Raw genomic sequence first — 16,497 nt, forward strand, 5'->3', positions numbered from 1 at the left:
TTGGTTAGGCAGCACATTTAGCACTGCCATTATTAAATTTTATTGTTAATCATCAAGTTGGCATGCACGTACAATATTATCTTGTACCCACTGGCATTCTAGGTCAACATATTGCTCTGTAAAGCTCGCTAAGCTGTTATCTTCGCTAATATAGCCAAATAAACTAGCTTGTTGTGATGCATTGGCAGTCACTATGCCTTTCAACTCCAGTAACTCATTACTGTTGTCACGCTCGACTTCACTGACAATATAGTTTTGACCGTCAATAATCCCTTCAAGCTCTAACCATTCACCTGAAAGTGTATCTGCTGTTAACTCATCTTCAAACACCGTTCTGTTTGTTACTTGTAAGTTGACCCCGTTGATAGTGATGTTTCCATCACTATAGCTGGCAAGACCAGAAACACTAAAGCTAGGGGTTGAACTTGGCGCAGTATGGCTTTTCTCAAGATCGATTTCGCGAGCTACGAACCAGTTATTAGCTTGTTGCCATACAGCATCTACTTCAATTGTATCTCCAATCGCTAATGTTGTGCGGGTAATGTCTTCGAACGTGGTTTGTTCTGTGATACTAACTTGCCACTGATTATTCAGCGTAACGAGGGTGATGTCATTATTAATAAACGTAATTGTGCCGTGTAATTCTGTGTCAGTGTTGTCATTGCCTTCAAAATTGCGCTCAGCGTCAACCTCATGTGCAATGATTAATTTTCCATTTAGGTAACCTTCTAGCTCAACATATTGGTTATTTTGTAATGTGCCGTCTATATCTGCATGTTGGTATTGAATGGTTAAATTACCTAATTTAAATGTAGATGCTGCGGTATTTAACTCAGTAATGAAGCCTTCAAGCTCCAATTCTGCATTATTAGTTAATGGTTGTTGGTAGGTAACTGTAAATTCACTGTGGTTATTGTTGTAACCACTTAGCTCAACAAGGCTGCCATCTGACAGGTTTTCTGTCTTTAGGTTTTTTAGTTTGATCCCCGCAATGGTTGCGCCTTGTTCGTTAATATTAATAGGGCCTTTGAAGCTTGGATCGTAGTCAATCTCTGTTGCTTCTTTTCCATTTGTTTCAACTTCTACCATCATACCAATTTTTAGATCTTTGATTGATGCGCGGTTGTCATCAATTTCAATGTCAGCATTATTTGCTGCAATTTGATGCTGATTAACGGTAATACTGGTATCAGATAGCGCACTAACTTCACCGACTAATAAACTAGGAAGAGTAAGCGTATTTTGTGCTGGTTGTTCACTGCTACCACTACTGCCACAGCCAGTAAGGAGTGCGCTGATTGTCGCTAATGTGATAATAGATAAGTGATTTTGATTGGTTAGTTTAGTCATGATTAGTCCTTAAATTAGTCAGTGTCTGTAGTTTAACTAAGCAAGGATTGCTACAAGGTGGAGAGCAAATTAAATTTTGTTAATGTTTGCAGCGAGAACTACCGTTGATTCTGTATAGTAAATAAATCTTAAAATACTACAAAAGTGTACAGTGTCATTGTGTACGCCTTGCGATAAGGTAGGTTTTTATCTGCATTTTTTGCAAGGAGTTTACCCTTTATGAGTCAACTGATCAGTCGAGCAACTGCGGGCCTCGTAGCGGTAATTATTGGTTTTACCAGCTCAATTGCCTTGATTTATCAATTAGTCATGGTGCTAGGTGGTACGCCTGATTTGATAGCCAGTTGGGTACTTATGCTTGGCCTTGCGATGGGAGCCAGCTCTATTGCGTTGTCATATTACTATAAGGTTCCCATTTTAATTGCGTGGTCGACCACGGGGGCTGCATTACTTATTTCCAGTGCACAAGGTTATACCTTAAATCAAGCTGTTGGAGCGTTTATGTTCTCGGCGGTATTGGTGTTTTTATGCGGGATCACTGGTATTTTTGAAAGAGTGATGAACAAAATTCCGAGTCAGTTAGCGTGTGCGATGCTAGCGGGTGTTTTAGTGAATTTTGGTATAGATGTATTCAATTTTATGAATGAGCTGCCATTAGTCATTGGTGTCATGGTCGCTGTTTACTTATTTGGTAAACGTTATTTTCCGCGCTTTGCGATGTTAGCTGTTGTTGTGGTTGGCTTTTTAATGGCAGGCTTTACTGGTCAAATCGATACAAGCAACTGGCAATGGAAATTAAGCGAGTTTGCGTATATTGCTCCTGAGTTTGATTTAAATGCCATGATCAGTGTGGGCTTACCGCTGTTTATTGTGACGATGACATCGCAAAACTTACCGGGCATCGCTGTTTTAAAGGCTCATCAGTACAAGGCGCCAGTTTCGGCGGCTTTGAATGTTACGGGGCTTGTAAATGTGTTTATCGCGCCGTTTGGTGGTTACTCGATAAACTTAGCGGCAATCACCGCTGCAATTTGTATGAGCCCCGAAGCTGATAAGAACCCTGATAAACGTTATTGGGCAAGTATTGCTGGTGGTGTGTTTTATATCATCATGGCGTTACTAGCAGCGACATTAGTTGGTTTAGTAGCGAGCTTACCACAAGCACTGATTTTAGCCTTAGCGGGCATAGCTTTGTTTGCCACAATTGCCAGTAGTTTACAGCAAGCGTTAACGGAAGCTTATTATACCGAGGCAGCTATAGTGACATTTTTGGTGACGGCTTCAAACTTAACATTGTTTACCGTTGGTTCGGCTTTTTGGGGGATTATAGCTGGTACAGTGACATTGGTCATGACGCGAAAAGATTAGAAGCTAAATATCAATATTAAAAAGGCCCTAGTATTAGGGCCTAACTAAAATTACTTAAGCAGAGGCTTAATAACTTCAAACATGGCGTTGATGTGATCATCACGCGTATTTAATGCTGGAATATAGCGGTATTTTTCACCGCCAGCGTGTTCGAAGTTTTCACGGTTTTCGCCCTCTAATTCTTCTAATGTTTCTAAGCAGTCAGCACTAAAGGCGGGGCTTAAAATTGCAACATCTTTGATGCCTTCTTTAGGGTAGCTCTCAAGTGTGGCATCTGTGTATGGTTTTAACCATTCTGCTTTACCAAAGCGGCTTTGGAAGGTGGTCACTGCGAAGTCTTTTTCCAAGCCTAACTTTTCGGCAACTAAACGTGTGGTTTGCATACAAAAACAGTAATAAGGATCGCCGTTTTCTAAGAACAATTTAGGCGTGCCGTGGTACGAAAAGACTAGTTTTTGTGGCGTACCATGAGCGTTTAAATCCTCGCTAATACTCGCTGCTAGGGCGTCAATGTAAACAGGGTGGTCGTGGTAGCCGTTTATAAAGTGAAACTCGGGTACCCAGCGCCATTTACGTAATACGTTCGATACAGCATCAAAGGTTGAACCGATTGTAGTGCTTGAATACTGCGGATAAAGTGGCAGCACAATCACCCGAGTAATGCCTTTTTCGCGAAGTTCTTCAAGGCCTGCTTCAATTGATGGGTTACCATAGCGCATAGCCATAACAACCTCAGTATCTTGATGGCCTTTTTCTTTTAAAAGGGCCGCCAGCTTTTTACTTTGCTCGCGGGTTATATGTGTTAATGGTGAGCCGTTTTCAGTCCAAATACTTTTATAAAGTGCTGCAGAGCGTTTTGGGCGGAGCGTCAGTACAAAGCAATACAGAATGATCATCCAAATAAAACGTGGGATCTCGACGATGCGCGGGTCAGATAAAAATTCGCGTAGATACGTTCTCAGTGCCGCTGTTGTTGGGGCATCAGGACTCCCTAAGTTGGTCAATAATATGCCCGTTTTTTTATTGAATCTGCCATCATGCGGCTTGTCTGTAATAGCGGAAAATCGCGACACTGAGCGCTCCTTTTGAAAGTAAACGTAATATAAATCATATTGTAACGAAGTAATGGGGTTATGTGATCACTTTTGTTCGTTAATTTTTGATCATGATCCTGAAAGGATTTGGTTTTTTCGCCTCAAGTTGCTGAAGCTTTGCAATCGATTTGGCACCAAAAATATGACCTTTTGGTAATAATAGGATGCCATCGTAATTTCTTAATGCATGACCGAGTACCATGCCATTTTTTAACTCATTTGCAGACAGTATTTTCATACTACCGACTTGTTGATTACTCGCACATGTGATTTTTAAATTCGCTAAAACCTCAAGTAATTTGGGGTGATAATACGTACCACTGTATAGCTGCAATTGATCTAGCGCGCTTGCAAATTTATTTTCTTGCACAGTTACATTATCTACGGCTTGCCAAAAATCACGGGCAACGGCCAAGATCATTGCCGTGATTGGGATATCTTTACCTTTTAAACCTTTGGGAGTACCAGTTCCGTTGTAATGCTCAAACTGATGGTAAATGGCTTCAGAAACATCATGCAAATGTGTTGCTGGCATGAGCATTAATTGAGCTGTGCTTGGGTGTGTGTAGAATACTTTTTTTTGATTTTCGGGTAATTCACGAGTAGGAGTCTTATATAGTGCAGGTTCCATAGCAAGTAAGCCTATTTGTGCTAAATAACCTGCCATTTCGGCCATATTAATATGCTTTTGGTCTAACCCTAAGCTCTGTGCAATTTGTTTGCAGGTGGTGGCTATATTTTGCGCTTGTATGCCATCGAGATAAGGGTTGGCGTTAATAAAATTATATAAAATTTCAAATGTTGTGCGGTGCTCGTGTTTTTCACGCTCGTTTGCATCTTCAAGCTGCTTAAGCACTTTACGTATTTGTTGTGTTCGTTTTTCTACCATTTGCTCAAGATTGTTATTGAGCTCTTTTAGTTGGTTGTTTTGCGCTTTTATTTGTTTTTCGAGCTGTTTATTTTTACGCTTTAGCGTTGTTTTTTCGATGCCATCATTCACCGTTCGTATCAGTAGCTCATTTTGCCACGGTTTTTGTATATAGGCGTGGATCTTTCCTTTATTAACCGCAGAAATTGTGCTGTCTATATCAGCGTAGCCGGTAAGTAAAACTCGGTGTACATCTGGGGCAATATCAAGTGTTTGTGCGAAAAAATCAGCACCGTCCATTTGTGGCATACGCATATCGCAAATAATGACATCAAATGTGTAAGTGTTTAACAGTTTCAATCCTTCGGTGGGATCAAGCGCTGTTTTAACACTTAAGTGATAAGACACGAGTAGCCTTTGCAAAGTGCGCAATACAATTTCATCATCATCAATGCATAAAACTTGAATATGTTCTTTGACTGCTGGTTCTGCCATGTGGACGCACTATGAATTATCTTTAATCAATAACATAGCTTCAAATTAGGGCTTGTGCTAGGTTTTAGTAGAGACGATTTTATATTTTGAGGCTAAAAATGGATGATTTTAAACAAGCCTACTTACTTGAGAAAGCAGCCAGAGAAGAAGCTGAGCAACTACTAGCAGATAAAAGTCGTATTCTAGTTGCGCTAAATAGTGAATTAGAACAAAAAATCACGGATTTGAAATGTCATCAGGCTTTATTTATTCAAGCTGAAAAGATGGCTACTTTGGGAACTTTGTGTGCAGGCGTGGCGCACGAAATTAACAATCCATTGGCCTACAGTATGAGTAATATTGATAGTCTGAAAAGCCACTGTACTTATTTCAGCGAATTGCTTGAACTGTGTGATGAGTTTGTATGTAGCACGACAGATAAAGAAACGTTTTGCCAACGACTCACTCAGTTGAATCGATCGCACTCGTTTCGAGCTGTTTCTGATGATTTACCTGAGCTTATAAGCGACACCGCGCAAGGCCTTCAGCGTATAAGTAAAATTGTGGCTAATTTATTAGACTTTTCTCGTCCCAAAAGCCATGAAAAACAGTTTTCTGATATGACAGATGCTGTTAAAAGTGCACTAAAGTTACTTGCTAATCAATTAAAGCATTGTCAACTACACAGCCATTTTAGCCCTATCTCTGTAAGTTGGTGTAATTTATCTGCAATTAGCCAAGTAATTGTAAATATAGTGATTAATGCAAGCCAAGCCTGTAAAAATAATGACAATGCTAACATCATAGTATCTGTTTATGAGCTTGATGGACGTATTCACATTGATGTTGAAGATAATGGATGTGGTATGAGCGAGCAAACGATCGCTAAAATTTACGATCCCTTTTTTACCACCAAGCCAGTGGGTGAGGGCACAGGAATGGGAATGACAATGGTGTATGCAATTGTTCATGAGCATCAAGGAGAGATCGATATCCAAAGCGCTGAGGGTATGGGGTCACGAATTAGCTGTATATTCCCCGTATTAAATCAAATTGGACTAGAAGGTTAATTATTTATTTTTTGCATTAGTATCCTTTTTTGTGTTGGTTTTTAGTGAAATTTAACCAGTGCTAATTTGTAATTTCTGTTATTTGAAAAATTTATACCTAAGTCGTAACTTTTTTTTCTTCCATTTGCTTGGTTTGTTGATAGGATGTTTCTTAAAGGTTAACTCGCAGGCTTGAGTTAGCTTTCAACACAGCGATTTAAAATCGACTATACGTGCTTAATGGTTACTTTCGTTTTTCTAAGGGGCGCCTCACTTTAACGAAAGCAAGCCTAAAATTATCAACAGGACACATATGACAACACATTCTTTTAACTTACTTGCCGTAGCGGTGAGTTTAGCGCTGACCGCGACTTCTACGCAGGCTCAAGAAGCACAGGGTACAAAAGCCGATAAAAATATAGAGCAAATATCAGTGCTTGGTTCGCGAGTGGCTAATCGGACTGCTACAGAGTCTTCATCTCCGATTGATTTAATTGATGCTGATACATTAAACAAAGGGGGCTTCACTGAGCTTGGTCAAAGCTTACAAGCAACCGCACCATCTTTTAACTTTTCTCGTACTCAGGTGTCTGACGGATCAGACTTATTTAGGCCGGCTACATTGCGTGGTTTGCAACCAGATCAAACGCTTGTGCTTATAAACGGCAAACGCCGTCATAATCAGTCTATTTTTGGTTTAAATGGTACTGTCGGCGCGGGTGCCGCTGGTACTGATATGAATGCGATTCCACTGACAGCCCTAAAAGGGGTTGAGGTACTTCGAGATGGTGCTGCTGCACAGTATGGATCAGATGCTATTGCAGGGGTTATCAACTTATCGCTAAATGATTCGACGGGGATAACTACAGGGTATGTGCAAGCAGGAAGTACAGGCGAAGGCGACGGCGATACAATATCGATTGGTTTAAATCGTGGTTTTGATTTAGGCGACGAAGGGGGTTTTATTAACTTTTCAGCCGAATATCGAGATGCTGACGGCACTAACCGAGCACAGCGAGACACAGGGGGAGCTTTAGGCGAGCCAGCAGGGGCTTTATCTGATGATGTACGTTGGGGACAAGGTAATGCTGACAGCGAATTTACATCGTTATTCTATAATATGGCTTTGCCGCTAGGCGATATTGAGCTGTATTCATTTGGCGGTTATTCAAATAGAACTGCATTAGGCAATGGTTTTTACCGTAATTACAACGAAGCCGCCAAAAATGTAGTGCAAGTATACAGTGATGGCTTTTTGCCACGTATTGATAATGAAGCTGAAGATATCTCGGTAGCCTTAGGGTTCCGTGGTGAGCTGAATACAGATTGGAGCTATGACCTATCAGCTGTGTATGGTGAAAATAGCTATGACTTTACGTCAAAAAATACCATAAATGCTTCTTATGCTGCTGAGTATGTAGCGAATAACCCCGATGCAAGTGATGCAGATATTGCCGCAAATGCGGGCCCAACAGGTGGTTATTCTGGTGGTTTTAGATTTGATCAAACCACCGTTAATGCCGATTTAAACGGTATTTTAGATATTGGTCGTAGTGAGCCTGTTTATGTATCGGTAGGTGCTGAATACCGAAAAGAGAATTATCAAATAGTGCCTGGCGAAGCAGCCTCATACGCATGCGGCTTAGCGAACACCGATACTTCATATCCTGCGGTCAATGATGAGGGGGTATTTGCTGAGTGTGGTTTTCAAGCTTATAACGGTTTACGTCCAGAAGCGTCAAACAAAGAAAGCCGCCACAGCTACGCTTTTTATGTAAATGCTGAAACCTTAATTACCGATGCGTGGCAAGTCAGTACCGCACTTCGTTATGAAGACTTCTCTGATGCAGGTGATGATATCATTGGTAAGCTGGCAACTCGATATGAAATTACAGACGACTTTGCCGTTCGTGGAGCGATTTCATCAGGGTTTAGAGCACCATCATTACAACAAAGTGCATACACTGCCTACACCACTAACCTAGGTGCTGGTGGTGTGTTGTTACAATCGTTCACTGCAACGGCGGGGTCTGATTTCCCTTCAGCACTCGGCGTGGATAATTTAGGTCTTGAAAGCTCTGAAAATTTAAGTGCAGGCTTTGTATATAACGTAAGTAGTGAATTATCGTTAACGGTTGATTTCTATCATGTTGAAATTAAAGACCGCATTACGTTAGGCAGCTTGATGTCGGCAAATGATGTGGCGTTTAGTCCAGAAGCTGTCGCTGCGCTAAATGCAACGGGTGCTCAGCAAGCTAATTACTTCTCAAACTCTGTTGATTCAACGACCAAAGGGGTGGATATTATTGCCTCTTACCGCACTGATTTGTACGAAGGTAACTTCTCTGCGACTTTTGCAGGTAATTTAAATGACACAGAAATTGATGATGTTAATGCGCCAGAAGGGATCCCTGATTCAGTTGCTCTTGATAACTTACAACGTAGCTTTTTAACTGATGGACAACCGGGTGAGCGCGCAACACTTACTTTTGAGTATGATCGCGGTGATTTCAATAGCATGGTGCGTTTCAATTATTACGGCGAAACGGATGTTAAATACTTTGGTAATGATCACATAGGTCTACCTGATGAGCTATCGCCAACAGGCAAGTTCAAAGATACCAGCACTGTTGAATCAGCTGTATTAGTTGATGTTAATGTTGGCTATCAATTGACCGATGAACTGATGCTATCGGCAGGTATTGATAATATTTTTGATGTAACACCTGATGAGTTAGGTGAAGACGAGGTGCTTGATTTTATTACTAATAAAGCTTTTAAGTATCCTGTTCGTGCTTTACCTTATGGTTTTGATGGCATGACTTATTACGCAAAACTGAGCTTTAGCTTTTAACGCAATCAAGCTGCAATTTTAAAACTTAAAATAGCGCCATTTGGCGCTATTTTCATTCCTAAATCTAAACAGATGCAAAAGCTGCACCATGCACTTTTACAAAACGTAATAAGGAAAGGTTGCACAATGATAATTGTAAAAAACGACAAGTGTCACTATAATGAATGACAGATGTCGATTTTCGGCGAGGTGAAATATGAATGTGATTGAAACAGATTACCTAGGTGTTGTTACCGATGGCAGAGTGACCGTTCACTCTAATACAATAGATGAAATCAATGTTGCCACGCAGGGGGTGACAGTCAGTGCTATTAAATCTCTTGGTAAAGAGCTAAATTGGGATGCTAATATTCTAGCGACTTCAATAGGCACAACGACGCGTACTCTTGAGCGTTATAGCAAAGACAGAAAACGCCTTAATGCTAAGCTAAGTGAAAACGCCTTAGAGGTTGCACGTATTTCTTCACAAGGTATAGCCTATTTTGGTGATGTTAAACGATGGAATGAATGGCTTAGTACTCCTAACATTCAGTTTGCTAATCAAGAGCCGAAATCGGTGATTCATACCATTCGCGGTCGAGCGCTGATTAAGCGTGTTATTTTAGGGCTTGAGTATGGGTTTACTGCTTAATGATTTGTTATCGGATCGCACCTAAAGTACATAACGACCTAACTAACGCGTTATCTGGATTAGGTGGCTTGTATGCGCAGGGACGGTGGCATTTTGTTGGTAAGCCAATTGTGTATACCGCCAGCTCACGATCACTGGCAATGCTTGAACGTTTAGTGAATGACACAACGGATATTTTAAGTAAAAACCTGAGTATCACAACGATTCAAATACCCGATGACCTAAAAGTTATCAGGTTAGTTGCTTCAGAGCTGCCAAAAGCATGGGATGATCACCCTTATATTGCTGATACTCAGGCGTTAGGCTCTAATTGGCTTGCTTCGATGGAGGCCGCGGTGCTTCAAGTTCCCTCCAGTTTATGTCCAGACGAATATAACTTTTTAATAAACCCACTACATAAAGATATCAGTCGTATTCAAAGCATTGATTGTCAAAACTTTCTTTACCCTAATCGGCTAGCCGCAAAACTTTGAGGTTACTTTAAGTAGCACTATTAATTTGGTTTATTAACATCAACTTTTTCACGTTCTTTTTGCTGTTCACTGAGAAGCTTAACTATATTAGATTTTCCTTTCATTTTTTTAATTCTTTAAGAGATAACCTTACTTTTCCTGATTGTTTTTTCATTTTATTTCCTTGATAAGTTAAACTCTGCTAATTCTTCATCCGTTAGCTCATAAAGATCTGGATCATCAGCTATTTGTTTTTGAATATCTTCTTCACTTGTATCGTTAAATTTCTTTGAATTAGATAAGCTTCTCAATTTCCTAATTTGATTTAACGACAATCGCGTTATGTTATCGCTCATTTTGAAGTCCTCTTGCAAATGTTCTTGATTCATATTGTAAAATTTCTTTTTTGTTAGCCCTACGAACAGAAATAAGCCTATTTATAGGCTTACCTAACTCGTAAACTCTAACAGTATAAACGACAAATAATATCCCAACAGGGCCCTTTCCTATTGTCTGGTAGCGAGGTTCTCCATAATTGTTTCTGATATCCCTTCTTTCTTGTCTGAGAGGGTCATCCCATTCAAACTCCATTACTCCCTCCTTAGAAAATTAATTTAGAAATGAAGATTATCACTTTACATCTGTATGAATATTGTACAAATGTGTCATGATTGTCACTACTGGTAGTTTTGATTGGACAAGAAAACAATAGATGGGTTGAAAAATAAAAAATCATCCTCAAGTTCGTTAAAGCAGTGAATAAAACAGAAATTTTTTAAAACCACTTGCGTAGCTTTAAACCGTGTATATAATCGCGGCACTTTAAATAGGAGCAATAAATGAGCAAAAAGAAACATAACCAAAGCCAAGTTGATACTGGTCGCGGTGTTATTAATGACAATGTCTATGCGGCATTGGTCACTTCAAAATTATTTAAATCAAAGGTAGAAAAAGCTAAAAAAGGTAAAGGCGCTTACCAACGTAAGGCAAAACATGCAGGGCGAGAGTCCTATTTAATCGCTGCTTAGATTTTAGTTGTGATCAAATAGGATTTTTACAGAAAAGCAAACTGGCAAAGTTTGCTTTTTTTATACCTCAAATTTGCTTCTAAGCTGAAAAGTGAACAGAGAAGAACAAAAAACACACAAAATTTTTATACATTTTTTTCTAAAAACTAGATTATTCGTTATATACCCAAATAAGAAACGTATTTTATTTGCCATTGTAACCCGTTTCTCCCTGCCTTTAATTCAAAAACCCTGTGTTAATCATAGTTAGCAAGGTTAATTTGCTGTTAACTTTGTGTTCACTTTTTAGTTGTAGAATCCTCCCTCGGTTTCATTAAGAGTAAATGGATTCATTCTTTTTGGTTTGTAACTAAGCATTTTACGCCCAAAAGGATTTGATTTTTACCTTTTATCGGTAATTTTAAGGTTGACCCATTTGTTTTTTGTGTTACTTTTAAGTTGGAAATGTAAAATAAATGTTATAACAACCTTGGGCGGAGGGAGCGAATGAGCTCACATCAATTTATAAAAAATGCCTTTAAGCTAAGTGCAATGTCACTTGGATTATATGGCTTTACAGCACAAGCTGCAGTTGATTGCAGTAATCTTGAAGTATGGCAACAAGGACAAACGCACGTTGGCGGTAGCCAAGTTCAGGCGAATAATAATGCCTATGAAGCCAAGTGGTGGACACAGTCAAACCCCGTGGAGAATTCTGGCACAGATCAAGAGTGGCGTTTTTTGGGAGCTTGTGACAGCGTTGTCACTGATAACCAAGCTCCTCAAGTCACTAGCTTAACACCTGCTGATGGTTCTTTATTTAATAGTGGTGACAGCGTTGTCATTGGTGCGCAGGCGAGCGATGTCGATGGCAATGTCGCCAGTGTTGAGTTTTTTGTTGATAATGTTTCGGTTGCTGTTGTTAGTGCACCACCGTATTCAACTAACTGGCAAGCGGTTGCTGGTAGCCATGTTATAAGTGCTGTTGCAACGGACGATTTAGGTTTAGCATCGGCTGCCGTAGCTAACACGGTGAGTGTGTCGGATGTTGTGGACCCAACAAATCAAGCACCCACAGCCAGCATTGAATTTAGTGCTGTACCCAATGAAATTACCGTTGGCTCACAGCTTGTGTTTGCACTATCTGGCTCAGACAGTGATGGCCAAGTAACAGGACTTAGTTTGTCTGAAAATGGCACCGCTGTTCACCAAGCTAATACTGCATCTTCAAGCTACACATGGCAGGCTACCGCTTTAGGTCAAGTTACTTTCATGTTAACGGTCACCGATAACGAAGGTGCGACTGGCACAGCAACTAAAGTTGTTAATGTTGTTGAAGCAACTCCACCTGGTGCAGATTGTAAACCACAAGGCTTATATCAAACTCCAGGCGTAAATACGCCGTATTGTACTGTGTATGATGCAAATGGTCGTGAAAAAATGGGCGCAGATCACCCACGCCGTGTTATTGGCTACTTCACAAGCTGGCGAAATGGTGCAAATGGTCAACCTAGTTACTTAGTAAACGATATTCCATGGGATAAGATCACGCACATTAACTATGCATTTGCTCATGTTGATGCTAACAACAAGGTATCAATTGGCGACCCTAATGCGCCTGGTAACCCTGCCACTAACATGACTTGGCCTGGTGTGTCCGGTGCAGAGATGGATCCAAGCTTTAGTTACTCAGGTCACTTTAATCTTCTCAACAAGTTTAAGAAACAACACCCAGATGTAAAAACATTGATTTCTGTTGGTGGTTGGGCCGAAACAGGTGGCTACTTTGGTGCTGATGGCACACGTGTTAATAGTGGTGGTTTTTACACTATGACAACGAATGCTGATGGTTCAATAAACCAAGCTGGTATTAACGCTTTCGCGAAAAGTGCAGTTGAGTTCATCGAAAAATATGGGTTTGACGGGGTTGATATTGATTATGAATACCCTTCATCAATGAATGACTCAGGTCATCCGGATGATTTCCCAATTTCGAATGCACGCCGTGCGGGTTTAAATGCATCGTACCGTGTTCTTATGGAAAAACTTCGTGAAGAACTTGATATTGCCGGCCAAAAAGCGGGTAAACATTACTTACTAACAATTGCTTCTCCATCTTCAGGCTACTTGTTACGTGGTATGGAAACTTTCCAAAGTGTTAAGTACCTAGATTATGTGAACATTATGTCTTACGACTTACACGGTGCATGGAACTCGCACGTGGGTCACAATGCTGCATTGTTTGATACAGGCCTTGATTCAGAGCTTGCGCAATGGGGGGTGTATACAACGGCAGAATTTGAAGGTATTGGTTACTTAAATACAGATTGGGCTGTACGTTATTTCCGCGGTGCAGTATCTGCGGGTCGTATCAACATTGGTATTCCGTATTATACCCGTGGTTTCAAAGATGTATCTGGCGGTACAAATGGATTATGGGGACAAGCTGCACTGCCTGACCAATCTAAATGTGCTAAAGGAACAGGCGTTGGTGAGAAGAACAAATGTGGTAACGGAGCATTAGGTATCGATAACCTGTGGCATGATAAAAATGACGCTGGTGAAGAAATGCCTGCTGGCTCAAACCCACTATGGCATGCTAAAAACTTAGAAAACGGTATTAACCCGTCTTATCTTGAAATCTATGGTTTAACACCAAGTACTGATCCAAATGATGTATTAACAGGCACTTATACACGTCATTACGACAATGTGGCTGTGGCTCCATGGTTATGGAATGCAGATAAAAAAGTATTCTTATCAATCGAAGATGAGCAATCAATGGCAACCAAAGTTGATTACGTTATCAACAACGGCCTTGGTGGCATCATGTTCTGGGAGCTTGCTGGTGACTTTGATTATGACTCAGCAAAAGGTGAGTACTTCATGGGTTCAAGCCTAACAACACTTGCTTACAATAAGTTTAATCAAAGTGGTGTTGCGTATGACACGCATCAAGGTAACGTTAATTTCACTGTACCGAGTGAAGCGGTTGATGTCAGCTTTACAGTGAAAGACTTCCCAATTGGTGATGATAACTACCCAATTTCGCCTACATTCTCATTCACCAACAATTCAAATATTGATTTAAGCGGTGCGAAAATCAGTTTTGATGTACCTGTATCTACATCAGCTATTTTCAAATCAAATTGGAATGCTCAAGAAAAACTGGGTATGGCTGTGGATGTGAATGGCTCGAATGCAGCTGGTAATAACATTGGTGGCTATGAAAATGAGTTCCATCGTTTTTCTATCACGCTTACAAATGAGTGGGGCGGTATCGAAAAAGCCTTTAATACAGGCCAAACCGTAAATGCCCAAGTGATGTATTACATGCCAATTACTGGCCCAAGCAACTTCACGATTGAAAAGGGCGGTAAAACATACGCGTTCAAATATGAGTACCCAATGCTACCAGATGCCGTTCCTGGCACGCCAAATTCAGGCAGTGACACAGGCGGTAACACTGGTGGAAATGGTGCGACATGTGAAGGTGTTGATGTAACAAGTATCCCTGTTTATCCAAACTGGCCGCAAACGGATTGGGCAGGTAACCCAACTCATGCTCTAGGCGGCGATCTTATGAATCACAACAATGTGGTTTACGAAGCAAAGTGGTGGACAAGCGCAGAGCCAGGCACAACAGCTGACTGGACAGTGAGTTGCACACTTTAACTCAATAAAGCGGAGCAAGGAGATTGCTCCGCGTTTCTACAGCGAGAACACAACAATGAAAATTATTAAATCGAAGGCATTGTCTTTATCGGCAGTGGCAAGCACCATGTTGCTTGGCTTTGCATCAAGCCATGTTAATGCCCACGGATTTTTAGAAAGTCCTAAAGCACGTCAGGCGATTTGTAATGCTGATGGTGGTTATTGGTGGCCTGATGATGGCAGTGGTATTCCAAATCTAGCTTGTCGAGCAGCATTTGTTGAATCAGGACATGTACAGTTTGTACAAGATATTGAGTTTTCGGCTAATACGGCTGATTACACTAACATTGCCGCAGTAAAACAAAGTGTACCCGATGGGGCATTGTGTGCCGCAGGAGATAGTGCAAAACGAGGTATGGATTTGCCTTCGCCGCATTGGCAACGCAGTGATGTTATTCCAAATGCGAATGGCGATATTTTAGTTCGCTTTTTAGCAAGCACGCCACATAACCCTAGCTTCTGGGAATTTTACCTAACAAAGCCAGGCTTCGATGGGGCAACGCAAGTTTTAACTTGGAATGACTTAGAGTTAGTTGCTGAATACGGCAACCTCGATTTTGTTATTGATGCAAACAATGATCGTTATTACGAAATGAGTGTCTCAATTCCTGCTGGTCGCAGCGGTGATGCAATCTTGTATACGCGTTGGCAGCGTGAGGATGCCGGTGGTGAAGGTTTTTATAACTGTAGCGATATTACTATTGTAACCGACGCTGGACCAACAGATTCAACAAACTGGTCTGCACTCAGTTACTTTGTTCGCCAAGGGCAAGACGCTGTTGTCGGTGGCAATGTTTCTGCACGTTTGTTTGACGAAGCAGGGCAAGAGTTAGTGACTCAACAAATGCAAATAACCAGCGAAAATCAAGCGAATTGGCAGCAAACCTTTGCTGAGTTACTCAATCTTAATTACAGTCACCTGTTGCAAGTTGGTGTTCAAGGTAGTGATGGCAGTATTGCCTTTAATGCCAACGATGTACTAACAAATCAAGTGTTTGCAACCAATGCAAACTACAGCTTTGCATTAAGTGTACAAGCTGCACCTGAAAACACAGCCCCCATTGTTCATCAACCCGATGATTTACAAGTTAATGAAAATAGCAGTACGAAAGTGCATTTGCATGCCTTTGATGATCAACAAAGCGCATTAACTTATAGCTGGAATATACCTGCACCACTGAGTTTTACAGGCACTGGAGCTGATATCACCATCGTCGCGCCAGAGGTTAATAGCGATACTAGCTACACAGTGACAGCGTCGGTATCAGACGGTGAATTAACCACTCAAACACGTTTTGTTGTGAATGTGCTAGACACCAACACAACACCTACCGAACCAAGCGTACCTACGTGGGATAGCACGCGCCAATATAACACCGGCGATCAAGTCAGTTTTGGCGGTGGAATTTACAGTGCCAAGTGGTGGAATCAAGGTGCACAGCCTGACAGCAGTGATGCATGGCAGCTTGAAGCGGGTACAGCATCTGAACAATGGACGAGTGGCAAAGCCTATCAGGGCAGTGCCGAAGTAACCTATCAAGGAAAGCGCTATCGCGCACAATGGTGGACTCAAGGTGATGTACCGAGTGAAAGCCAAGTATGGACAGAAATCTAAAGTTTTGTAGTTCAAACTTTT

13 protein-coding genes are annotated in these 16,497 nt (G+C 41.0%); 8 read left to right on the forward strand and 5 right to left on the reverse strand.

Annotated elements, in window-relative coordinates:
• Positions 1 to 45 precede the first annotated feature (45 nt).
• The gene (locus tag LY624_RS19950; protein WP_130151940.1) at positions 46 to 1,350 is read right to left on the reverse strand and encodes a DUF5666 domain-containing protein; all 1,305 of its coding nucleotides are present in this window, start codon (positions 1,348 to 1,350) and stop codon (positions 46 to 48) included.
• 219 nt (positions 1,351 to 1,569) lie between these two features.
• Here LY624_RS19950 and LY624_RS19955 point away from each other — a divergent pair, with 219 nt between their 5' ends.
• Positions 1,570 to 2,718, forward strand: coding sequence for a benzoate/H(+) symporter BenE family transporter (locus LY624_RS19955; RefSeq protein WP_130151939.1), 1,149 nt, complete (start codon positions 1,570 to 1,572; stop codon positions 2,716 to 2,718).
• A gap of 50 nt (positions 2,719 to 2,768) precedes the next feature.
• On the opposite strand, the gene hemH is transcribed toward LY624_RS19955, so the two are convergent.
• On the reverse strand, positions 2,769 to 3,791 hold the full coding sequence (hemH, locus tag LY624_RS19960; protein WP_130151938.1) for a ferrochelatase: 1,023 nt from the start codon (positions 3,789 to 3,791) through the stop codon (positions 2,769 to 2,771).
• Between the two features lie 79 nt (positions 3,792 to 3,870).
• Positions 3,871 to 5,175, reverse strand: coding sequence for an HD domain-containing phosphohydrolase (locus LY624_RS19965; protein ID WP_130151937.1), 1,305 nt, complete (start codon positions 5,173 to 5,175; stop codon positions 3,871 to 3,873).
• Between the two features lie 98 nt (positions 5,176 to 5,273).
• Here LY624_RS19965 and LY624_RS19970 point away from each other — a divergent pair, with 98 nt between their 5' ends.
• From LY624_RS19970 to LY624_RS19985, 4 genes are all read left to right on the forward strand, one after another.
• Positions 5,274 to 6,224 (forward strand): sensor histidine kinase, encoded by a 951-nt coding sequence (locus LY624_RS19970; protein WP_130151936.1) that lies wholly within the window; start codon positions 5,274 to 5,276, stop codon positions 6,222 to 6,224.
• Positions 6,225 to 6,516: 292 nt separating this feature from the next.
• Positions 6,517 to 9,057, forward strand: a complete 2,541-nt coding sequence (locus tag LY624_RS19975; RefSeq protein WP_130151935.1) for a TonB-dependent receptor plug domain-containing protein — start codon at positions 6,517 to 6,519, stop codon at positions 9,055 to 9,057.
• 196 nt (positions 9,058 to 9,253) lie between these two features.
• Complete coding sequence (locus LY624_RS19980) at positions 9,254 to 9,688, forward strand: antitoxin Xre/MbcA/ParS toxin-binding domain-containing protein (RefSeq protein ID WP_062567750.1); 435 nt, start codon at positions 9,254 to 9,256, stop codon at positions 9,686 to 9,688.
• On the forward strand, positions 9,688 to 10,161 hold the full coding sequence (locus LY624_RS19985) for an RES family NAD+ phosphorylase (protein WP_130151934.1): 474 nt from the start codon (positions 9,688 to 9,690) through the stop codon (positions 10,159 to 10,161). Before LY624_RS19980 ends, LY624_RS19985 begins: the two co-directional genes overlap by 1 nt.
• A 155-nt stretch (positions 10,162 to 10,316) precedes the next feature.
• Here the strand turns inward: LY624_RS19985 and LY624_RS19990 are convergent, their stop codons facing one another.
• Together LY624_RS19990 and LY624_RS19995 are read right to left on the reverse strand one after the other, a co-directional pair.
• The gene (locus LY624_RS19990) at positions 10,317 to 10,496 is read right to left on the reverse strand and encodes a hypothetical protein (RefSeq protein ID WP_130151933.1); all 180 of its coding nucleotides are present in this window, start codon (positions 10,494 to 10,496) and stop codon (positions 10,317 to 10,319) included.
• Complete coding sequence (locus LY624_RS19995) at positions 10,486 to 10,731, reverse strand: BrnT family toxin (protein WP_130151932.1); 246 nt, start codon at positions 10,729 to 10,731, stop codon at positions 10,486 to 10,488. Before LY624_RS19995 ends, LY624_RS19990 begins: the two co-directional genes overlap by 11 nt.
• A 248-nt stretch (positions 10,732 to 10,979) precedes the next feature.
• Between LY624_RS19995 and arfA the strand changes: the two genes are divergently transcribed.
• The 3 genes from arfA (at position 10,980) to LY624_RS20010 (ending at position 16,476) form a co-directional block, all read left to right on the forward strand.
• Complete coding sequence (gene arfA, locus LY624_RS20000; RefSeq protein WP_062567747.1) at positions 10,980 to 11,168, forward strand: ribosome alternative rescue factor ArfA; 189 nt, start codon at positions 10,980 to 10,982, stop codon at positions 11,166 to 11,168.
• Positions 11,169 to 11,654: 486 nt separating this feature from the next.
• Positions 11,655 to 14,822, forward strand: a complete 3,168-nt coding sequence (locus LY624_RS20005) for a glycosyl hydrolase family 18 protein (protein WP_130151931.1) — start codon at positions 11,655 to 11,657, stop codon at positions 14,820 to 14,822.
• Positions 14,823 to 14,877: 55 nt separating this feature from the next.
• Positions 14,878 to 16,476: a lytic polysaccharide monooxygenase gene (locus LY624_RS20010; protein ID WP_130151930.1), complete on the forward strand. Its 1,599-nt coding sequence runs from the start codon at positions 14,878 to 14,880 to the stop codon at positions 16,474 to 16,476.
• The last annotated feature ends 21 nt before the right edge of the window (positions 16,477 to 16,497 follow it).

The organism is Pseudoalteromonas sp. N1230-9 (assembly GCF_032716425.1).
Classification (GTDB): Bacteria; Pseudomonadota; Gammaproteobacteria; order Enterobacterales; family Alteromonadaceae; genus Pseudoalteromonas.

What these genes read in the sequence shown, in the direction of transcription:
- LY624_RS19950 (WP_130151940.1), bottom strand. Translation starts at nt 1,350, where the DNA reads ATGACTAAACTAACCAATCAAAATCACTTATCTATTATCACATTAGCG.
- LY624_RS19955 (WP_130151939.1), top strand. Translation starts at nt 1,570, where the DNA reads ATGAGTCAACTGATCAGTCGAGCAACTGCGGGCCTCGTAGCGGTAATT.
- LY624_RS19965 (WP_130151937.1), bottom strand. Translation starts at nt 5,175, where the DNA reads ATGGCAGAACCAGCAGTCAAAGAACATATTCAAGTTTTATGCATTGAT.
- LY624_RS19970 (WP_130151936.1), top strand. Translation starts at nt 5,274, where the DNA reads ATGGATGATTTTAAACAAGCCTACTTACTTGAGAAAGCAGCCAGAGAA.
- LY624_RS19975 (WP_130151935.1), top strand. Translation starts at nt 6,517, where the DNA reads ATGACAACACATTCTTTTAACTTACTTGCCGTAGCGGTGAGTTTAGCG.
- LY624_RS19980 (WP_062567750.1), top strand. Translation starts at nt 9,254, where the DNA reads ATGAATGTGATTGAAACAGATTACCTAGGTGTTGTTACCGATGGCAGA.
- LY624_RS19985 (WP_130151934.1), top strand. Translation starts at nt 9,688, where the DNA reads ATGATTTGTTATCGGATCGCACCTAAAGTACATAACGACCTAACTAAC.
- LY624_RS19990 (WP_130151933.1), bottom strand. Translation starts at nt 10,496, where the DNA reads ATGAGCGATAACATAACGCGATTGTCGTTAAATCAAATTAGGAAATTG.
- LY624_RS19995 (WP_130151932.1), bottom strand. Translation starts at nt 10,731, where the DNA reads ATGGAGTTTGAATGGGATGACCCTCTCAGACAAGAAAGAAGGGATATC.
- arfA (WP_062567747.1), top strand. Translation starts at nt 10,980, where the DNA reads ATGAGCAAAAAGAAACATAACCAAAGCCAAGTTGATACTGGTCGCGGT.
- LY624_RS20005 (WP_130151931.1), top strand. Translation starts at nt 11,655, where the DNA reads ATGAGCTCACATCAATTTATAAAAAATGCCTTTAAGCTAAGTGCAATG.
- LY624_RS20010 (WP_130151930.1), top strand. Translation starts at nt 14,878, where the DNA reads ATGAAAATTATTAAATCGAAGGCATTGTCTTTATCGGCAGTGGCAAGC.